The organism is Streptomyces sp. NPDC039465, from assembly GCF_055639315.1.
In genome coordinates this window covers 765751-784608 of the sequence record NZ_JBVKAP010000003.1, presented here as the reverse complement: position 1 = coordinate 784608, position 18858 = coordinate 765751, and the positions used below count along the sequence as shown (strand labels likewise).

Below are 18858 nucleotides of genomic sequence, written 5' to 3'. Positions count from 1 at the left end.
GGTCACCGAACACGCTTCGGTTGTGGACCGCGCTCGTCGCGGCCCTGCTGACGGTGGTCGGCCTGACGTCGGGTGCGGCGTACGGCCGCGGCGAGGTCCGTACGACCGCCCAGCAGGTGCTGACCTGGACCGCCGGCGACCCCATCGACCGGTATCTCTCCTTCCCCACCACGGCGGTGGCGGGGCGGACCACGATCGTCTTCGAGAACAGCAGGGCGAGCGGCAACACCTCGGGCATGCCGCACACGCTCACCTTCGACGTGTCCGACCCCGAGTACAACCATGACGTGCCGCTGAACATCCTTGCCAACCCGACGGACGACCAGGGCGGCCGGCACACCGCCGAAGTGACGCTCACTCCGGGCCGCTACCGCTTCTACTGCACCATCCCCGGCCACGGCCAGATGCAGGGCATTCTCACCGTCTCCGACCCGGGCGGCGAGGACACCACCCCGCCTCAGACCGCGGCGAAGGTGGAGGGTGAGAAGAACACGGACGGTGCCTACATCGGACACGCCAATGTGACATTGTCCGCCACCGACGCCGGATCGGGTGTGGACCGGATCGAGTACGCGGTCGGCGCGGCCGGCCCCTGGCAGCCGTACACCGCGCCGGTCATGGTGCACCAGGTCGGCACGCACCAGCTGCACTACCGGGCCACCGACAAGGCGGGCAACACCGCCGCCGAGAAGACCGTCGCCTTCACCGTCGTCGCCCCGCCCAGCGACGACACCACCCCGCCCGACACCTCGGCGAGCCTGAGCGGCGAGAAGGACGAGCAGGGCCGGTACGTGGGGATGGCGACGGTCACGGTCACCGCGTCCGACACCGGCTCGGGCGTCAACTCGCTGGAGTTCGCCCTGGGTTCCGGGGCGTGGCAGCCGTACACCGCGCCGGTCATGGTGCACCAGGCCGGTACGCACCAGCTGCACTACCGGGCCACCGACAAGGCGGGCAACACCGCCGCCGAGAAGACCGTCGCCTTCACCGTCGTCGCCCCGCCCACCGAGGACCGCACACCTCCGGTCACGGCAGCCGAGGTGACCGGGGCGGTGAACTCCGACGGCGCGTACATCACCAGCGCCAAGGTGACGCTCACCCCGACCGACACCGAATCGGGTGTGGAGCGGACGGAGTACTCCCTGGACGGCGGTCCTTACCTCGCCTACACCGCGCCGGTCCTCGTCGAGCGGGTCGGCCATCACATTGTGCTGCATCGCGCCACGGACAAGGCGGGCAACACCTCCGAGGCGAAGCGGGTGACCTTCACGGTCGCGGAGGGTGGCGGGGTCCCGGCACCGCACTGCCCCGAGCACGACGAACGGCTGACGGTCATCGTCGGCACGGTCGACTCGGGGGTGCCGAACCGGATGACGCGCAGTCGTTGCACGGTCGGCGAGCTGATCGAGGACGAGAAGGACTGGAGCTCGCACGCCCTGTTCCTCAAGCATGTCGACGCGATCTTGGACCGGCTGCTCGCCGAGGGAGTCGTCGATGCCCGCGAACACCGGACGATCTACCGCGCGGCCAAGCAGTCCGGCATCGGCAAACCAGGGCAGACGACCGGGTACAAGAGCCTCTTCGACGGTTCGGCCGCGTCCTTCGCCAAGTGGCAGCACGTGGGCGGTGGTTCGTTCGCGCTGAACGCCGACGGGTCGATGACGAGCGGCACCAGCCGGGCCGGGCTCGGCATGCTGTGGTTCCCGCAGCGCGCGTACGGTGACTTCTCGCTGAAGCTGCGGTGGCGCGACGACGCACCCGGCGCCGGCAACGCCAACAGCGGGGTCTTCGTCCGCTTCCCGTACGTCCATGAGAACCCCGAGGAGCCCAGGCCCGAGTGGGTCGCCATCAAGTACGGCCATGAGGTCCAGGTCCTGGACCGGCCGGACGGCGACATGTACAAGTCGGGGTCCGTCTACGGCTTCGACCGGGTCGGTCTCGGCGGGGCGGGGGTGACGCCGAAGGGCACCTGGAACGACTACGAGATCCGGGTGGAGGGCCAGCACTACAGCGTGTACCGCAACGGCGTACTGATCAACGAGTTCGACAACGTCGGCGGGCAGGACTTCTACCCGGCGCGCGCCGACGACCCGGGTACCGACGGCCGCCGGCACGCCTCCGGGTACATCGGCCTGCAGGTCCATGGCAGCACCGATGTCATCTCGTACCGCGACATCCGGATCAAGGAGCTGTGAGCACGCGGGCGGCCCGGTGCGGTTTCACACTGCACCGGGCCGTCGTACGGTGCTGTTCTACGCACCGGACGTGCCGCTGGGGTCCGCGTCGGCCTCCGCGTCGGTCGACCCCTTGGGCTTACGGGCGCGGCTGGGCTGCACGCGCTTGGGTTCGCCGGGCATCTTCGGGTACTCGGGCGGGTAGGGCAGGTCACCCAGCCCGTGGTCGGCCTCGTCCTTGCGGGCCAGTTCGAGCAGGCTCTCCAGGCTGAAGCGGTGGTCGTCCATGTCCGCGTGGACGTCGCCGACGTCGGCGTAACGGCCGGGCATGGTGCGGATGTCGAAGTCCTGGGGGACGACGTCGTCGACCTCCTCCCAGCGCAGGGGCGCCGAGACCGGGGCGTGCGGCCGGGGGCGCACGGAGTAGGCGGAGGCGATGGTGCGGTCGCGGGCGGTCTGGTTGTAGTCGACGAAGATCCGCTCGCCGCGTTCCTCCTTCCACCATTTGATGGTCACCCGCTGGGGCATGCGGCGCTCCAGCTCGCGGCCGCAGGCGATGGCGGCACGACGGACCTGGGTGAAGGTCCAGCGGGGTTCGATGGGGACGAAGACGTGCAGGCCGCGGCCGCCGGAGGTCTTGGGCCAGCCGCGCAGTCCGTTCTCGTCGAGGACGGAGCGCAGTTCGTGGGCGGCGTGGACGGCGTCGGCATAGTCGGTGCCGGGCTGGGGGTCGAGGTCGATGCGCAGTTCGTCGGGGTGGTCGGTGTCGTCGCGGCGTACGGGCCAGGGGTGGAAGGTGACGGCGCCGAGGTTGGCGGCCCACAGGACGGCGGCGGGTTCGGTGGGGCACATCTCGTCGGCGCTGCGGCCGCTGGGGAAGGTGATGTGGGCGGTGGGGATCCAGTCGGGGAGGTATTTGGGGGCGCGTTTCTGGAAGAACGATTCGCCGGTCACTCCGTCGGGGTAGCGCTCCAGGGTGGTGGGGCGGTTGCGCAGGGCGCGGGTGATGCCGTCGCCGACGGCGAGGTAGTAGGTGACCATGTCGAGCTTGGTGTAGCCGGGCTCGGGGAAGTACACCTTGTCCGGATTGGACACGCGTACGGTCCGGTCGCCGACTTCCAGCTCCACCGCGCCTGCTTTGCCCGCCTTGCCTGCCATGCCTGTCAGCCTAGGCCGCGCCGACATCCGACGCATACCGGACAATCTCCCTATGGATCTGCCGGTGATGCCGCCTGTGAAGCCGATGCTGGCCAAGGCCGTGAAGAAGATCCCGCCCGGGATGCAGTACGAAGCCAAGTGGGACGGCTTCCGTGCGATCGTGCACCGGGACGGTGCGGAGATCGTGATCGGGAGCCGTACGGGCAAGGAGCTCACCCGCTATTTCCCCGAGCTGGCCGCCGCGCTCCTCGCACGGCTGCCGGCGCGCTGTGTCGTCGACGGGGAGATCGTGATCGTGCACGAGGGGCGGCTGGACTTCGACCGGCTGACCGAGCGCATTCACCCGGCAGCGTCACGGGTGACATTGCTGTCGGAGAGAACACCCGCGAGTTTCATCGCCTTCGATCTGCTGGCGCTCGGTGACATGGCACTGCTGGACACTCCCCTGGCCGAGCGGCGTGTCCTGCTCACCGAGGCGCTGCGTGGGGTCGCCGCGCCGGTCCACCTGGCCCCGGCGACGACGGACCTGGCGGTCGCCGCCGAGTGGTTCGAGCAGTACGAGGGCGCGGGTCTCGACGGCGTGATCGCCAAGCCGCTCGATCTGCCGTACCGGCCCGACGCGCGTCTGATGTTCAAGGTCAAGCACGAGCGGACGGCCGATGTGGTCGTGGCCGGCTACCGCTTCCACAAGAGCGGGCCGGTCGTCGGCTCGCTCCTGCTCGGTCTGTACGACGCCGGGGGCCGGCTCCAGCATGTCGGTGTGTGCGCGGCGTTCACGGCCAAGCGCCGCGAGGAGCTGGTGGCGGAGCTGGCGCCGCTGCGGATGGACCCGCCCGACGACCACCCATGGGCCGCCTGGGCCGAGGAGGCGGCGCACGAGAGCGCCCGGCTGCCGGGGGCTCCGAGCCGCTGGTCGGGGAAGAAGGACCTGTCATGGGTGGCGCTGCGGCCGGAGCGGGTGTGCGAGGTCGGCTACGACCACATGGAAGGCGACCGGTTCCGGCACACGGCCCAGTTCAAGCGGTGGCGGCCGGACCGTGAGCCGGAGAGCTGCGGCTACGGGCAGCTGGAGGAGCCGGTGACGTACGACCTGTCACGTGTGCTGTCTCCTCCGACGTGAGGGCCGCGGGTGCCATGACATGTCACATCTACGGCTGTCACGTGTACGGCGGTCACGTGCAGAGCGGTCACGTGTACAACGGTCACGTGTACAGCGCCTCGATATCGTCCGCGTACGCCCGCGCGACGGCGTGCCGCTTCACCTTGAGCGACGGCGTCAGGAGCCCGTTCTCCTCGGTGAACTCACCCGGCACGATCCGAAAGACACGGATCGACTCGGCCCGGGATACGGCCTCGTGGGCATGGTCGACGGCTTTCTGTGCGTCGGCGAGCATCTCCGGGTCCTGACAGAGCTCGCCGGCGGCCGCGCGGGCGGCGGTCTCGGCGTGCTCGGCGGTCTCGACGACGAGGTGGCGGGCGCCCGAATCCTTCAGGATCCAGGCGATCTGCTCCGCGGAGGAGGTGGCGTAGAGGGGGACGCTCTGGCCGCCCGCCGCCCGGATGGCGAAGTCGAGCACGGACCATTCGTAGCTGGTACGGCCATCAGCGCGACGCGCCCGCCGGGCTGGAGCCCTGCGGCGATCAACCCCTTGACGGTGGCGGTCACTTCACGGGCGAATTCGACGGAGGTGACGGCCCGCCAGGCGCCGTGCTGTTTGCGGCGCAGGACCACGGCGTCCGGGGCCTCGGCGGCATTGGTGAAGGGAATGTCGGCGGCGGTTGCAGGGGCCACGGCGCTCGCGCCGGCGGACGGCCCGGGTGCGGTGCGGGCCTCGCGTACGGTGCCATTCTCCCGGATGACCTCGACCGGGTACCGCTCGGCGAGATCGCTGCGCTTTCTCGCCTGCCTCAGATCTTTGCGTACGCCCATGGCGGTCTCCTGTTCGCGCGGGCGGGCGGGAGTTACCTGGATCGACTGACGGGCTCTACGGGCTTACCGGGAGGTCAACTTACTCGCGCGTAATCAGAAGGCAACGGGTCCGGCAGCCTGGGCGCGGATACGGGAGGCGGGCGGCTCGGCCGGCGCGGCCGGTGACAGGTGAGTCCGCGGGCCTATGGCACAGGGGCGCCGACAGCGCATACTGAGTCCACGATGACAAATGCATCCGCGCCCCGGCGCCACCTGCCCACGAGTCCCTTCGCCGCCCCCAAGGAGCCTCTGATCGCGGACTTCGCCCTGGGCGACCGCGTCTCCCACGACCGCCACGGCCTCGGAAAGATCATCGGTGCGGAGGCGGCGGCCATGCTCGTCGACTTCGGCGCCACCCAGACCCGGATCGTCAGCCCCTACAAGGGCATGCACAAGCTCTGACCTCACCCCGCACCCCGGGCCAGGCACGGATTCATGCCCGGTCCGATGCGGCACGGCCGGGGCGGGCGGCCACACGCGGGCGGCCCGTTGTCAGTGGCCGCCGCTACGGTGGTGCCATCCCATTCGCGCTTGCTGGCTGCGGCGCGTACTCGGACCCGCCCCGCCGGTACAGCGCCCGGTGGGGCGGAGACATGTCCGGCGACTTCTTCCCCTTCGCGCCCCCGCCGACACCCGGCCGGGAGTGAGATGCTTCACATCCGGCGGCCTTTCGGCGCGGCGACGAAGGCCCGGACTCGACCCGGTGTTCGGTGCATGTGCGAGCGATGCGGGCCCCCGTTTCACGGTGGAGATCGCGTGGCACGCCATGCACCTGCGGGAACGCGGCGGGGTGTCGACGGCCGGGTTCGGGGGCCTCTCGCGTGTTCGATCGTCCGCGCCCCGGCGGGCGCGGCACGCCGTTGCCCGACGGAGACATCCCTGTGGAGGAACAGGTACCCGGGTCCGCGAGGATGGTGGGGAGACACCCGACCGCAGAGAAGGACCCGCTGTGTACGCCTCCTCACTCGTCCCCGTACCGATCCCCGACCGTGTGGCCGCGCTGATCGGATCCTGCATGCCAATCCACATCCTGCAGGCGGAGGTCGACGCGGAGTGCGCGGCACGTGAGGTCCAGCGGTTCCGGGGACCGCTGTGCGGGGAGGACCAGGCGGACCGGGAGCACGCGCTGTCGACGCTGGCCCGGGCGAACAAGGTGCTGGCCGCCTACCACCCGCGCCTGCCGGTACGACACTGCCGCTGACGCCGGACCGGGGGTCGGGGGGTCGCCTCCGGGCAGCGCGCCTCCCGTGCCCCTGTTCAGACCGGCTCCGCATGCGGGGGTACCCGGCCGGTGTGAGGGTGCGAGAGTGACCACCACCAGCGAGGCCGGGCAGCCCGCCGCCCCGCAGAGCGCCCCCGCCGCACCGCCGGTGCTCGACGCACGGCGGCGCAATGTCGTCTTCGGGACGATCATGCTCGGGGTGCTGCTGGCGGCGCTCGACCAGACGATCGTCGGTACGGCCCTGCCGACGATCGTGTCGGACCTCGGCGGCGCCGCGCACATGTCGTGGGTGGTCACCGCCTATCTGCTGGCCGAGACCGTGGCCACCGTCCTCGTCGGCAAGTTCGGCGACCTCTTCGGCCGCAAGGTGATCTTCCAGGTCTCGGCGATCATCTTCATCGCCGGCTCGTTCCTCTGCGGCCTGGCGAGCAATATGACATTGCTCATCGCCTGGCGGGCCCTTCAGGGCGTCGGCGCCGGCGGGCTGATGGTCACCGCCATGGCGCTGATCGCCGATGTCATCCCCCTGCGCGACCGGGGCAAGTACCAGGGTGCGATCGGTGCGGTCTTCGGGGTGGCCACCGTGATCGGGCCGCTGCTGGGCGGCCTGTTCACCGACCACGCCAGCTGGCGGTGGGCGTTCTACGTGAACGTCCCGATCGCGATCCTCGTCGTCATCGCGGCCGCGCGCTCCATCCCCTCCGTACGCTCCGCCGGCCGCCCTGTCATCGACTACACCGGCATCGCGCTGGTGGCGGCCGGTTCCAGCGCCCTGATCCTGGCGACCAGTTGGGGCGGCAACGAGTACGCGTGGGGTTCGGCGGTCATCATCGGGCTCTTCGCGGGCGGTCTGGTGGCGCTCGCGCTGTTCTGCTGGGTGGAGACCCGGGCCGCCGAACCGATGCTGCCGATGCGGCTGTTCGCCAATCCCGTCTTCACGGTCTGCTCGGTGCTCAGCTTCGTCGTCGGCTTCGCCATGCTGGGCGCGATGACGTTCCTGCCGACCTACCTCCAGTACGTCGACGGGGACTCGGCGACCGTGTCGGGCGTCCGTACCCTGCCGATGGTGGTCGGCCTGCTGATCGCGTCGATCTTCAGCGGCAACGTCGTCAGCAAGACCGGCCAGTACCGCGTCTTCCCCATCGCCGGATGCCTCGTGATGGGCGTCGGCCTCTATCTGCTGTCGCTGATGGGGACGCAGACCGGCGCCTCGCTGGAGTCGCTGTACATGTTCGTGCTCGGCGTCGGCATCGGACTGTGCATGCAGGTCCTGACGATCGCCGTGCAGAACACCGTGGACTACGCGGACCTGGGCACCGCCACGTCCGGTGTCACATTTCTCCGTACACTCGGCAGCTCGTTCGGCACCGCGGTGTTCGGCACCATCTACGCCAACTCCCTCGCACCCAACCTCTCCCAAGGCATCGGCGAGGCCGCGCAGGCCGCCGGGGCGCGGGATCCGGCCGCCCAGCAGGAGATCGCCCGTGCGGCGCAGAGTCCTCAGGGGGTGCACGACCTGCCGGCCGAGCAGGCCGGGCCGATCGTGCAGGCGTACGCGGACACATTGCACACGGTCTTCCTGTGGACCGTTCCAGTCGCCGTCGTCGGCTTCGTCGTCGCGCTCTTCCTCAAGCAGGTGAAGCTGCGGGACGTGGCGCGGGCCTCGGCGCCCGACATGGGCGAGGGCTTCGCCTCACCGACCACCGGCGGCGACTCGGCGAAGCTCCTCGAACTCGCCGTCGCCAAGATCATGCGGCGTACGGACCTGGAGACGGCGCGGCGGATCGTCGACGCGTCCGACACCCGCCTCGACCCGGCGGGCGCATGGGCCGTGATGCAGGTCGAGCTGTTCACCCGCCTGGTCGGGCACGCCGGCCTCGGCCTGATGGCGGCCCGCCTGCGGGTGCCGCCCGAGGTGCTGGTGCCGGTCTTCGACCGCATGGTCGAGGAGGGCTATCTGACCCGCGACGGCAATCTCTTCTCGCACACCGCGGCCGGGCGCCGCGAGGCGGATGTCATCACCCGGGCGTGGGCCGAGTGGCTGACCTCCCAGATCGAGCGGGAGCGGGGCCGGCCGAGCGGGCCGGACCTGCGGGCGGCGATCGATGCCATCGCGAAGCGGCTGATCGCCGAGGACCTGGCGCAGGGGTGGCCGGCCGGCCGCCGGGAGGCCGTCGGGGTCACGGCTCGATGAACGTACCGTCACGGTAGACCCAGGCGCCGTCGTGCCGTTCGAAGGTGCTGCGCTCATGGAGTGAGCCGGGCGTGCCCGCGTGGGTGTAGCGGGCGACGAAGGTGACGGTGCCGTGCTGGTGGAAGGCGGTGCCGTCGGTGTGGTCCAGGATCTCCAGGCCCGTCCACCGCATGGCGGGGTCGAAGTCGACCTCGCCGGGGCGGGTCGCGGGCGCCCAGGTGCGCAGCAGGTACGCCTCGTCGTGGACGACGAAGGCGGTGTAACGGGAGCGCATGAGGAGCTCCGCGGTGGGTGCGGTCGCCTTCCCCGCGTGGAAGCGCCCGCAGCACTCGCCGTACGTCGCGGCCAGCCCGCAGGGGCAGGGCGTGTCGGCGGTGACGGCCGGGGAGGCGGCGGGGGTTCGCGGGCGGGCGGGGCGTTTGGTGCGGCGTGCCATGGGCCCATTGTCGCGTGCGTGGACGGGCGGGGGTGGTACGGGGGCGGGGCGGGGGCTGGCGCGGGGGGCGGGGCCGGGGCGGCGTCGGTGGGCGGGGCCGGGCGCGGTGGGATCGAGCCATCGTGGTTTTTGGGCCCGCGTGCTGCTTCCGGGGTGCCGGTGGCATCCGTATATTCCTGCGCCGAACGCGACAGTTACCGCCGGTAAAGGGGTTGGGGCATGGACGGTACAGGCAGTACGCGGCGCACGTTCGTCGCCGGCGCGGCGGCCGTCACCGGCGCGCTCGCGGTCTCCGGCGCACCAGCGGTGGCGGCGGAGCGGCCCGGGGCACCGTCGGGTGCAGGGGCTGGAGGTTCGGCGCCGTCCGTCGCGGTGCTCGGCGGCGGCGTGGCGGGGCTCACCGCCGCCCATGAGCTGGCCGAGCGCGGGTACCACGTCACCGTGTACGAGCGCCGCGCACTCGGCGGCAAGGCCCGCAGCATGGACGTCCCTGGCAGCGCCCGTGGCGGGCGCCGGGCGCTGCCGGCCGAGCACGGCTTCCGGTTCATCCCCGGCATCTACCACAACCTCCCCGACACGATGCGCCGCATCCCCTTCCCCGGGAACGCCAACGGCGTCTGGGACAACCTCGTGGCGCCGCCCGAGATGTCCTTCGCCCGCACCGACCGGGAGGATCTGCGTATCCCGCTGCCCTGGCCCGGCCACAAACCCGCCGAGCTCACCCTCGACGAGATCCGCCGCGCCCTCACCGCGTTCCTGGACACCGCCCTGGGCATCCCGCTCCACGAGACGGCGTACTTCGTCAACCGCGGCCTGGTGTTCCTCACCAGCTGCGACGAGCGGCGCGACGAGGCCTGGGAGCGTACGCCCTGGTGGGACTTCATCAGGGCCGAGCGGATGAGCTACGACTACCAGCGCATCCTGGCCGTGGGGCTGACCCGGAACATCGTGGCGACCAAGGCGGAGGAGGCCAGCACCCGTACGGTCGCCACGCTCCTGGAGGCTTTCATCTTCAACGCGCTGGGCCGCGGCGCCGACGGCCCCCTCGACCGGATCCTCGACCTGCCCACCAACGAGGCGTGGATCGACCCCTGGGTGGCCCATCTGGAGGGCATGGGCGTCGACTTCCGCGTGGGCTGGACGGTACGGGAGGTGGAGTACGGCTCCGGGCTGGTCAACGGGGTCGTGGTGACCGACCCGTCGGGTGCGCGGTCACACGTCACCGCGGACCATTACATCTCCGCGATGCCCGTGGAGCACGCGCGACGGACCTGGGGGGCCGGCCTGCGGGCGGCCGACCCTCAGCTGGCGCGCTGCGACAAGCTGGAGACGGACTGGATGACCGGCATCCAGTTCTATCTGACCGAGCGGGCCCCGCTGCTCAACGGGCACGCCAACTGCATCGACTCCCCCTGGTCCCTGACGGCCATCCAGCAGGCCCGGCATTGGCCGGATCGGGACTTCCCCGTCGACTACGGCGACGGCGTGGCGGTGGACTGTCTGTCGGTGGACATCTCCGAGTGGGACCGGCCCGGCATCCTGTACGGCAAGACGGCCAAGCAGTGCACCCGGACCGAGGTGGCCCGCGAGGTGTGGGCCCAGCTCAAGGCCGCCTTCAACGACACGGGCAAGACCGTCCTCAAGGACAGCGCGCTCCACTCCTGGTTCCTGGACCCCGGCGTGGACGGCCTGGGCACCCCGAACCCGACCAACGACGACCAGCTCCTCATCCACCCCGTCGGCACCTTCCACAACCGGCCGCAGGCCGAGACCAAGATCCCCAACTTCTATCTCGCCGGTGACTACGTGGCGGTCGACATCGATCTGGCCACGATGGAGGGCGCCAACGCCTCGGCCCGTCAGGCGGTCAACGCACTGCTGGACCGTACGGGTTCGACGGCGCCGCGGTGCACGGTCACACCTCTCTTCCGCGCCCCCGAGCTCGAGATCCTCAAGCGCCACGACCGCACCCGCTACCGCCTCGGATTGCGCAACGCACTCGACCTGGGGTGACGACCACCTGCGCGCACGGTGACACCGGTGCGTGCACGGTGACACCGGAGGGGGCGGTGGCGCCGAGTAGCGTACGGGCATGAAGCTGACGATTCTCGGCGGCGGCGGATTCCGCGTGCCCCTGGTGTACGGAGCTCTCCTCGGCGACCACCGCGAGGGCCGGGTCACCCATGTGACATTGCACGACGTCGACGCCGAGCGGCTCGCTGCGATCGTACGGGTCCTCGCCGAGCAGGCGGCCGGCGTCGCGGACGCGCCGATGGTCACCTGCACCACTGATCTGGACGAGGCGCTGCGCGGCGCGGACTTCGTGTTCTCGGCCATCCGGGTCGGGGGGCTGGCGGGGCGGGCCGCCGATGAGCGGGTGGCCCTCGCCGAGGGGGTGCTCGGGCAGGAGACGGTCGGCGCGGGCGGCATCGCGTACGGGCTGCGGACCGTGCCGGTGGCGGTACGGATCGCCGAGCGGGTCGCCGAACTCGCGCCGGACGCCTGGGTCATCAACTTCACCAACCCGGCGGGCCTGGTCACCGAGGCGATGTCCCGTGTGCTGGGTGACCGTGTCATCGGAATCTGCGACTCGCCGGTGGGCCTTGGCCGGCGCGTCGCGCGGGTGCTGGGCGCGGACCCGGACGAGGCGTGGATCGACTACGTGGGCCTGAACCATCTCGGCTGGCTGCGGGCTCTGAAGGTCGGCGGGCGCGACGAGCTGCCGCGGCTGCTGGCCGACACGGAGCTGTTGGGCTCCTTCGAGGAGGGCAGGCTCTTCGGCGCCGAGTGGCTGAGGTCGCTCGGCGCCGTCCCCAACGAGTATCTGCACTACTACTACTTCAACCGTGAGGCCGTACGGGCCTACCGCGAGGCGGGCAAGACCCGCGGCGCGTACCTCCTGGACCAACAGGCCGGTTTCTACTCGGAGATGGCCCACCCAGCCACGTCCCCGCTCGATGCGTGGCACCGTACGCTCGCCGACCGCGAGGCAACCTACATGGCCGCCAACCGGGAGGCGGCCGGGGTCGGGGAGCGGGACGAGGACGACCTGGAGTCGGGCGGGTACGAAAAGGTGGCTCTGGCACTGATGCGTGCCATTGCACGTGATGAACGCGCCACGCTCATCCTCAACGTCCGCAACGGCACCACCCTTTCGGTGCTCGACGCGGACGCGGTCGTCGAGGTGCCCTGCGTCGTAGACGCGAACGGCGCGCACCCGGTCACGGTGCAGCCGCTCCCCCACCATGCCGTCGGTCTCGTCACGGCGGTGAAGGCGGTCGAGCGGGAGGTGATGGCGGCGGCGGAGAGCGGTTCGCGGTCGGCCGCCGTGAAGGCGTTCGCGCTGCATCCGCTGGTGGATTCGGTGACGGTGGCGGGCCGGCTCCTGGACGGATACCGCGCCGAGCATCCCGGACTCGCCTACCTGGCCGGCCGTTAGGAAAGGCCTGTGCGGGGCGGCCGGGCGGGCGCCGCGGTGTGGCCCGTGGCTTGCCCGGCCGTCTTTACGGCGTACGGGGCGGGCCCTACGCTCCGGCCCCATGGCTGATCACCGAATACGTTTACGAAGAGCGGCGGCCACCCTCACCGCCCTTTCCCTGTTCAGCGCCGGTCTCCTCGGGTCGCACTCCACCGCCTCCGCCGAGTCCCGGCAGGCCGTGCACGCCCTCGCGGACGGGGACGTGACCGACATCGCCACCGTCGTTCCCGTCCAGACCACCGGCCCTGCCGACAAACGCTTCAATCTCGTGATCCTGGGCGACGGTTACACCGCCGAGGAGCAGGGCGCGTTCCGCGCGGATGTCGACAAGCACCTCAACGTGCTGTGGAGCACCGAGCCGTTCGCCTCGTACCGCTCGTACATCAACGTGTGGGCCGTGGAGACCCCGTCGCCGCAGTCCGGGGTCGACTGTGATCCGTCCCTGGACGCGCCGCGCCGCGACACCCCGCTCGACATGGGCTTCTGGGGCGGCTGCGATCCCAGCAGCGTGCAGCGGCTGCTGACCGTCGACAGCACGTCCGCCGGGGCGCTCGCCGATCTCGTGCCGGGCACAAGCGCCGCCAACCGGCAGATCGTGGCGCTGGCCAACAGCTCCACCTACGGTGGCGCGGGCGGCAGTTACGCCACCGCGTCCGGCGGGAACGCCCTGTCGTCGCTGATCACTCCGCACGAGATCGGGCACTCGCTGGGCAAGCTCCAGGACGAGTACGACTACTACGGGCGGGGTGTGCCGGGCGGCACGTACACCGGTGGTGAACCGGCCTCGGTCCATCACACCCTGCTCACCGAGGAGCAGATGCGCGAGCGGCGCGCCAAGTGGTGGCGCTGGCTCGGCGAGCGCAGCGAGGCCGGCGGGGTCATCGGCCGGTACGAGGGCGGGATGTACTCCACCAAGGGAGTGTGGCGGCCGAGCAAGCACTCGCTGATGAAGACCCTCGGCTACGCCTTCGACCAGGTGGAGCGTGAGGTGATGGTGCAGGCGATCTCGGCCAAGGTGAATCTGGTACAAGGTCACACGGCACATGGCACACCGATCGGCGCCGACCGGACGGTGTGGGTGGAGACGCTGCATCCGGTGGGCGGCGCGCTCGACGTGGTGTGGCGGGTCGACGGCGAGCCGGTACGGTCCGTGGGCCAGGCCCGCACGGTCGATCTGCGGCGGCTCGGCCTGAGCCCCGGGGTGCATACGCTGACGGCGACGGTGACCGATCCGACGCCGTTCGTCCGCGATCCGGCAGTGCGGGGTTCGGCGGCGCTGACGCGCACGGTGAGCTGGACGGTGGACACCTCGCTGCGGACACGTCACGCCCCGGTCGAGGCGGCTTTCACCGGTCACACCGCCACGGACAGTCCGGTCGGCGCGGCGTCCGTCGTGTACGCGGACACCACGCATCCGACCGGCCGTACGCTCGCGGTGCGCTGGTCGCTGGACGGCCGGCGGCTCACACCGCGCGGCGGCAACGACCGTGATCTGGACCTGGGGTCGCTGCGGCTCAGTCCGGGCACGCACCGGCTGACGGCCAGGATCGCCGGTACGCAGCGTGAGCTGTCCTGGACGGTGGACGCCACGCAGGCCACGGCCTCGTACGCGCTGTCGCAGCCGCTGCGGACGGTGCACCGGCCGGGCCGGCCCGTCGAGTACGTCTACGACGGCGAGTTCACGATGCGGCTGACCGCGCGCGACGACCAACAGGGTTCGGTGGTGAGCCAGTTCAGGGTGGACGGCGACGGCTGGTACACGTACTACGGCTGGCCGACCGACGCGGAGGCGCCGTACCGCTTCTCGCCGGGCGGGACGGTCATCGACGGTCTCGTCTACGGGAAGCTGGGGAGGTCGCGGGCGGTGCCCTGGGACGACGCCACCCCGGACTACGGCACGCACACCGTCGAGTACCGGACGATCGACGCGGCCGGGAACGTCGGGGCGTCGAAGTCGTTCCTCGTCACCCTGGTGCCCCCGGCGCGCTGACCCGGCAGGGCGTACACCGTCACATGTGAGGTGTCACGGCTTGCGGGCCACGCCGGCCCAGCCCGGGATCGGGTCGTCGCCGGCGACGGGGACGGGCTCGCCGAGCTCCGGATGCCACTCCGCCGTCAGGGAGACTCCGGGCTCGGCGAGCTCCAGGCCGTCGAAGAAGCGGGTGAGTTCGGCGCGTGAGCGGGGCCGCAGGGTCAGGCCCCGGGCGCGGTACATCGCGGCGGCCTTCTCCGCGTTCTCGGGGTCGAAGTCACCGGTGACATGTGACAGTACGAGGTAGCTGCCCGAGGGGAGTTGCTCCACGAGCCGCTCCACCAGCTCGTACGCGCCGTCCTCGTCGCTCACGAAGTGCAGCAGGGCGAGCATCGACAAGGCGATGGGCCGGCTGAAGTCGAGGACCTTTCCGGCCCGCTCCAGGATGGCTTCGGGTTCCCGGGCGTCGGCCTGGATGTACTCGGTGGCGCCTTGCGGGGTGGAGCGGAGCAGGGCGGCGGCGTGGGCGAGGACGATCGGGTCGTTGTCGCAGTAGACGATGCGGGATTCGGGGGCGACCTGCTGGGCGATCTGGTGCAGGTTCGGCTCGGTGGGGATGCCGGTGCCGATGTCGAGGTACTGGCGTACGCCGTTGGCGCCGAGCCAGCGGGTGGCGCGGTGCATGAAGGCACGGTTCACGCGTGCCATGTCACGTCCCCTGGCGTCGAGGGTGAGGAGCTGGCGGGCCATCTCCTCGTCGACCGGGTAGTTGTCCTTGCCGCCGAGGAACCAGTCGTACATCCGGGCGGGATGAGGCTTGCTGGTGTCGATCTGTACGGCGGGGTCCTGCCCGGTCATCTCACACTCCAGGGTCTGCGGTAAGGGCCAGAAGATGCGTACGTGACGGAAGGGGCGCGGGGGAAGGGTCAGGTGAGCAGGAAGTCCGCCTGGCCTGATTTCGCCCCCGCGATGAACGCGGCGATTTCGCCGTGGGTGTAGATGAGCGCGGGGCCGTCGGGGTCGGCCGACTGGCGTACCGCGATCCTGCCGTCGGCCAGCTTCATGGCTTCGAAGCAGTTGCCGCCGTTGCCGCCGCTCCACGGCTTGTGCCAGCCCTCGGCGCCGAGCTCCGCGGCGGGCATGCCGTTGTATATGCGGTCCATTCACAGCTCCTTGCGGAGATCCTTGAGGATCTCCTTCGTACGTTGTGCAGTCGCGGCCTGGGCCGCCATGCGGTCCATGACCTCGAGGTGGGAGGCGACCTCGGGGCGGGCGTCGAGGTAGACGGCGCCGGTGAGGTACTCGCTGTAGACCATGTCCGGGAGTTCGGGCACGGCGAAGCGGAAGAGGACGAAGGGGCCGTAGGTGCCGGGATGGTGTCCGGTGGCGAATTCGGCGACCTGCAACGTGACATGGGACAGTTCGGCGGCCTCGATGAGCCGGTCGAGCTGTCCGCGCATGACGTCGGGGTGCCGGCCGACCGGGCGGCGCAGCACCGTCTCGTCCATGATCACCCAGAGTCTGGGGGCGTTGGGTCTGGTCAGCAGGGACTGCCGCGCCATCCGCAGGGCCACGTGCCGCTCGATGTCCTCGGGCCGGGCGGCGGAGCCGACGGCCCCGGTGCGCAGGATGGCGCGGGCGTAGTCCTCGGTCTGGAGGAGTCCGGGGACGAACTGCGGTTCGTAGGCCCGGATGAGGCTCGCGGCCCCTTCCAGGCTGACGTACATGGAGAACCAGTTCGGCAGTACGTCGTGGAAGCGCTGCCACCAGCCAGGTCTGTTGGCGTCCTCGGCGAGCGCGACGAACCCGTCGGCCTCCTCGTCGGGGACGCCGTACGCCTTGAGCAGTATCTGTACGTAGGGGATCTTCAGCGCGACTTCCGCGGTCTCCATGCGCCGGATGGTGGCGGGGGCGACGCGCAGGACCTTCGCGGCCTCCTCCCGCCTCAGGCCGGCCCGTTCGCGCAGCTCCTGCAGACGCTTGCCGAGAACGACCTGTCCCACCGTGGGGGCGGACCGCGGCTCGCTCACTTCAGACCTCCCCTGCGCGCTGTTTTCGACGAGTCTGCCATGCGCGCACCACTGAGGACACCGCACTCTGCAATTTTCAGAGTGCCTCTTGCCAAGTGTCCACGACGGGAGGAGAGTGTTCCGTTGAACCGGTACACGCGCTGCCGCGCACTGCCACGGGAGAGGTGGGGCTCGGCACCGCTTCCCCACCGTAAGGAATCGGCCGTGGTTTCTGGTAACGCCCTCACCCCCCGGGTCATCGACCCACGGCTTACCCGCCACGGCGACCACCACCGGTGGGCCGACGTCCGCCGCTTCGCCTTCGAGCTGCCCGCGCGGGCCGACTCGGTGGCCAGAGCCCGCCATCTCGCCTGTGAGCGGCTCACTCTGTGGGGGGTGGTCGAGGAGGTACGCGACACCGTCTCCCTGGTCGTATCCGAGCTCGTCACCAATGTCGTGATCCACACGGCGAGCCGCTATGTCGTCTGCGAACTGCGGCACGGAGCCGAGCAGTTGCGCATAGCCGTCCAGGACGAGGGCGGCGCGCCCGGACCGCGGCTGCGACGCGGCGGCGAGGAGGAATGCGGCCGGGGGCTGGTCCTGGTGGACGCGGTGTGCAGCGCGTGGGGAGCGCACCACACCCGCTGCGGGGCGGGCCGAACCGTCTGGGCCGAAGTGGCCCACGGCGTGGAGGAACCGTGCTGAGGTCCATGGCGAGCCTGCTGGCACAGCGAGGCCGCCGCCCCGGTCATCCGACCGGCCCACGTCCACTCCCCTCACCCCCGCGCGCCTGGAGCGCGGACGGCGCCCCCGACGCGCTCGCACCGACCCCGCTGGGCGGGACCGAGCTGAGCCTGCCGCCGGGCCTGAGCGCCACGCTGGGCCGCGATGCCGTGGGACTGCCCGCGCGGTACGGCCTGCGGGTCCTGTCCCGGCTGCCGGCCAAGGGCTGCGTGTACGCCGACGACGACTGGTGGTGGTGCATCGTCCCGGCCGGCTCGGACACCGAACTGACCTGGCCGCTGCCCTCCTGCTACGCCCCCGGCGCGTACGTACCCGACCGGCGCCCGCGCCTGATCCACCGGCCCGACAGCGGCTCGCCGTACACCCCGCCCATCCCGCTCTACCTGCTGATCTGCCAGCTGACCGGGATCGCGCCGGCCTGGTCCGTCCCTCCGGTGGGCAGCAGCCTCTGACGAGGCGCCCCGGCCCTCGGCCCCAGGGGTGTGTGGGGGCGGGGTGCCATGTCACAGCACGCTGAGTGACAGGTGACGGTGAAACGCCGTGTCCGGTAAGGGACGCGCGATGACCGCACCCCGATACTGTGACACTTCACGGCCTCAGGGCCGATCCGGACCACGGGGAGGACGGGCATGGGCAGTCTGCTCGCGGTGAGCGATCTTCATGTCGTGCACGCCGACAACCGGCGCATCGTCGAATCCATGAAGCCCACCGAGGCCGACGACTGGCTGCTCGTCGCCGGTGACGTCGGTGAACGCGTCGACGACATCGAATGGGCCCTGCGCACCCTCGCCGACCGGTTCGAGACGGTCGTCTGGGCGCCCGGCAACCACGAACTGTGGACCCACCCCAGCGACCCGGTCACCCTGCGCGGCGAGGCCCGCTACCGCCATCTGGTGGAGATCTGTCACGCGCTCGGCATCCACACCCCCGAGGATCCTTACCCCGTGTGGCGCCGCCCGGACGGTCCGCCGATCACGGTGGCGCCGCTGTTCGTCCTCTACGACTACTCCTTCCGCCCCGACGGGGCACACACGAAGGAGGAGGCGCTCGCGGTCGCGCACGCCAGCGGGATCGTCTGCAGCGACGAGCACCTCCTCCATCCGGATCCGCTGCCGACCCGTGACGACTGGTGCCGGGCCCGGGTCGCGTACACCGAACAGCGTCTTGCCGACGCCGAGTTGGCGCCCGGTCAGCGGTTCGTCCTGGTCAACCACTATCCGCTGGTGCGCGAACCGACCCGGATCCTGCGCTACCCGGAGTTCGCCCAGTGGTGCGGCACCGAGCTGACGGCGGACTGGCACCTGCGCTTCCCCGTCGAGACCGTCGTGTACGGGCATCTGCACATCCCGCGCACCACCTGGCACGACGGGGTGCGGTTCGAGGAGGTCTCGGTCGGCTACCCGCGCGAGTGGCGGGCCAGGCCCAGCGCGGGCCCCTGGCCGAGGGCGGTCCTCCCGGCGCCGCCGCGGTAGTACGTCACAGGCAGTACGTCACACCGCACG

Annotated in this window: 16 protein-coding genes and 1 pseudogene; 11 read left to right on the top strand and 6 right to left on the bottom strand. The window is 70.9% G+C overall.

Going from position 1 to position 18858, the window contains the following annotated elements; translation table 11 throughout:
• Nucleotides 1–20: 20 nt before the first annotated feature.
• Nucleotides 21–2195 carry an OmpL47-type beta-barrel domain-containing protein gene (locus tag ACZ7LT_RS13960; RefSeq protein WP_471236237.1) on the top strand — a complete coding sequence of 725 codons (2175 nt, stop codon included), beginning with the start codon at nt 21–23 and terminating at the stop codon, nt 2193–2195.
• Nucleotides 2196–2252: 57 nt separating this feature from the next.
• Here ACZ7LT_RS13960 and ligD read toward each other — a convergent pair whose 3' ends face one another.
• Nucleotides 2253–3332 carry a non-homologous end-joining DNA ligase gene (gene ligD, locus ACZ7LT_RS13955; RefSeq protein ID WP_471236236.1) on the bottom strand — a complete coding sequence of 360 codons (1080 nt, stop codon included), beginning with the start codon at nt 3330–3332 and terminating at the stop codon, nt 2253–2255.
• Between the two features lie 52 nt (nt 3333–3384).
• On the opposite strand from ligD, the gene ACZ7LT_RS13950 reads away from it, so the two are divergent.
• Nucleotides 3385–4452 (top strand): ATP-dependent DNA ligase, encoded by a 1068-nt coding sequence (locus ACZ7LT_RS13950; RefSeq protein ID WP_471236235.1) that lies wholly within the window; start codon nt 3385–3387, stop codon nt 4450–4452.
• A gap of 295 nt (nt 4453–4747) precedes the next feature.
• Here the strand turns inward: ACZ7LT_RS13950 and ACZ7LT_RS13945 are convergent.
• Nucleotides 4748–5262, bottom strand: a pseudogene (locus ACZ7LT_RS13945) (AMP-binding protein); the annotation flags it as partial.
• 222 nt (nt 5263–5484) lie between these two features.
• Between ACZ7LT_RS13945 and ACZ7LT_RS13940 the strand changes: the two are divergent.
• From ACZ7LT_RS13940 to ACZ7LT_RS13930, 3 genes are all read left to right on the top strand, one after another.
• Nucleotides 5485–5703, top strand: coding sequence for a hypothetical protein (locus ACZ7LT_RS13940; RefSeq protein WP_019890575.1), 219 nt, complete (start codon nt 5485–5487; stop codon nt 5701–5703).
• A 547-nt stretch (nt 5704–6250) separates the two neighbouring features.
• Nucleotides 6251–6502 carry a hypothetical protein gene (locus ACZ7LT_RS13935; RefSeq protein WP_019890574.1) on the top strand — a complete coding sequence of 84 codons (252 nt, stop codon included), beginning with the start codon at nt 6251–6253 and terminating at the stop codon, nt 6500–6502.
• A 106-nt stretch (nt 6503–6608) separates the two neighbouring features.
• The gene (locus ACZ7LT_RS13930) at nt 6609–8717 is read left to right on the top strand and encodes an MDR family MFS transporter (protein ID WP_471236234.1); all 2109 of its coding nucleotides are present in this window, start codon (nt 6609–6611) and stop codon (nt 8715–8717) included.
• On the opposite strand, the gene ACZ7LT_RS13925 is transcribed toward ACZ7LT_RS13930, so the two are convergent.
• Nucleotides 8704–9153, bottom strand: coding sequence for a YchJ family protein (locus tag ACZ7LT_RS13925; RefSeq protein WP_471236233.1), 450 nt, complete (start codon nt 9151–9153; stop codon nt 8704–8706). The genes ACZ7LT_RS13930 and ACZ7LT_RS13925 overlap by 14 nt on opposite strands.
• Before the next feature lie 219 nt (nt 9154–9372).
• On the opposite strand from ACZ7LT_RS13925, the gene ACZ7LT_RS13920 reads away from it, so the two are divergent.
• The 3 genes from ACZ7LT_RS13920 (at nt 9373) to ACZ7LT_RS13910 (ending at nt 14621) form a co-directional block, all read left to right on the top strand.
• Nucleotides 9373–11166: a hydroxysqualene dehydroxylase gene (locus tag ACZ7LT_RS13920; RefSeq protein WP_471236232.1), complete on the top strand. Its 1794-nt coding sequence runs from the start codon at nt 9373–9375 to the stop codon at nt 11164–11166.
• Nucleotides 11167–11245: 79 nt separating this feature from the next.
• Nucleotides 11246–12592: a 6-phospho-beta-glucosidase gene (locus ACZ7LT_RS13915; protein ID WP_471236231.1), complete on the top strand. Its 1347-nt coding sequence runs from the start codon at nt 11246–11248 to the stop codon at nt 12590–12592.
• Nucleotides 12593–12692: 100 nt separating this feature from the next.
• Nucleotides 12693–14621, top strand: coding sequence for a M64 family metallopeptidase (locus tag ACZ7LT_RS13910; protein ID WP_471236230.1), 1929 nt, complete (start codon nt 12693–12695; stop codon nt 14619–14621).
• A 33-nt stretch (nt 14622–14654) separates the two neighbouring features.
• On the opposite strand, the gene ACZ7LT_RS13905 is transcribed toward ACZ7LT_RS13910, so the two are convergent.
• The 3 genes from ACZ7LT_RS13905 to ACZ7LT_RS13895 all read right to left on the bottom strand — a co-directional run bounded on the left by ACZ7LT_RS13905 (nt 14655) and on the right by ACZ7LT_RS13895 (nt 16633).
• Nucleotides 14655–15461, bottom strand: coding sequence for an SAM-dependent methyltransferase (locus ACZ7LT_RS13905; protein WP_471236229.1), 807 nt, complete (start codon nt 15459–15461; stop codon nt 14655–14657).
• A gap of 68 nt (nt 15462–15529) precedes the next feature.
• Nucleotides 15530–15766, bottom strand: coding sequence for a DUF397 domain-containing protein (locus ACZ7LT_RS13900; RefSeq protein ID WP_019890566.1), 237 nt, complete (start codon nt 15764–15766; stop codon nt 15530–15532).
• Nucleotides 15767–16633 carry a helix-turn-helix domain-containing protein gene (locus ACZ7LT_RS13895; protein WP_471236228.1) on the bottom strand — a complete coding sequence of 289 codons (867 nt, stop codon included), beginning with the start codon at nt 16631–16633 and terminating at the stop codon, nt 15767–15769.
• A 204-nt stretch (nt 16634–16837) separates the two neighbouring features.
• Here ACZ7LT_RS13895 and ACZ7LT_RS13890 point away from each other — a divergent pair, with 204 nt between their 5' ends.
• From ACZ7LT_RS13890 to ACZ7LT_RS13880, 3 genes are all read left to right on the top strand, one after another.
• Complete coding sequence (locus ACZ7LT_RS13890) at nt 16838–17317, top strand: ATP-binding protein (RefSeq protein WP_471236227.1); 480 nt, start codon at nt 16838–16840, stop codon at nt 17315–17317.
• A 5-nt stretch (nt 17318–17322) separates the two neighbouring features.
• A complete protein-coding gene (locus tag ACZ7LT_RS13885; RefSeq protein ID WP_471236359.1) occupies nt 17323–17808 on the top strand; it encodes a hypothetical protein in 486 nt (161 codons plus the stop codon).
• 177 nt (nt 17809–17985) lie between these two features.
• Nucleotides 17986–18828 (top strand): metallophosphoesterase family protein, encoded by an 843-nt coding sequence (locus ACZ7LT_RS13880; protein WP_471236226.1) that lies wholly within the window; start codon nt 17986–17988, stop codon nt 18826–18828.
• Nucleotides 18829–18858: the final 30 nt, after the last annotated feature.

What these genes read in the sequence shown, in the direction of transcription:
- ligD (WP_471236236.1), bottom strand. Translation starts at nt 3,332, where the DNA reads ATGGCAGGCAAGGCGGGCAAAGCAGGCGCGGTGGAGCTGGAAGTCGGC.
- ACZ7LT_RS13950 (WP_471236235.1), top strand. Translation starts at nt 3,385, where the DNA reads ATGGATCTGCCGGTGATGCCGCCTGTGAAGCCGATGCTGGCCAAGGCC.
- ACZ7LT_RS13940 (WP_019890575.1), top strand. Translation starts at nt 5,485, where the DNA reads ATGACAAATGCATCCGCGCCCCGGCGCCACCTGCCCACGAGTCCCTTC.
- ACZ7LT_RS13925 (WP_471236233.1), bottom strand. Translation starts at nt 9,153, where the DNA reads ATGGCACGCCGCACCAAACGCCCCGCCCGCCCGCGAACCCCCGCCGCC.
- ACZ7LT_RS13920 (WP_471236232.1), top strand. Translation starts at nt 9,373, where the DNA reads ATGGACGGTACAGGCAGTACGCGGCGCACGTTCGTCGCCGGCGCGGCG.
- ACZ7LT_RS13915 (WP_471236231.1), top strand. Translation starts at nt 11,246, where the DNA reads ATGAAGCTGACGATTCTCGGCGGCGGCGGATTCCGCGTGCCCCTGGTG.
- ACZ7LT_RS13910 (WP_471236230.1), top strand. Translation starts at nt 12,693, where the DNA reads ATGGCTGATCACCGAATACGTTTACGAAGAGCGGCGGCCACCCTCACC.
- ACZ7LT_RS13905 (WP_471236229.1), bottom strand. Translation starts at nt 15,461, where the DNA reads ATGACCGGGCAGGACCCCGCCGTACAGATCGACACCAGCAAGCCTCAT.
- ACZ7LT_RS13900 (WP_019890566.1), bottom strand. Translation starts at nt 15,766, where the DNA reads ATGGACCGCATATACAACGGCATGCCCGCCGCGGAGCTCGGCGCCGAG.
- ACZ7LT_RS13885 (WP_471236359.1), top strand. Translation starts at nt 17,323, where the DNA reads ATGGCGAGCCTGCTGGCACAGCGAGGCCGCCGCCCCGGTCATCCGACC.
- ACZ7LT_RS13880 (WP_471236226.1), top strand. Translation starts at nt 17,986, where the DNA reads ATGGGCAGTCTGCTCGCGGTGAGCGATCTTCATGTCGTGCACGCCGAC.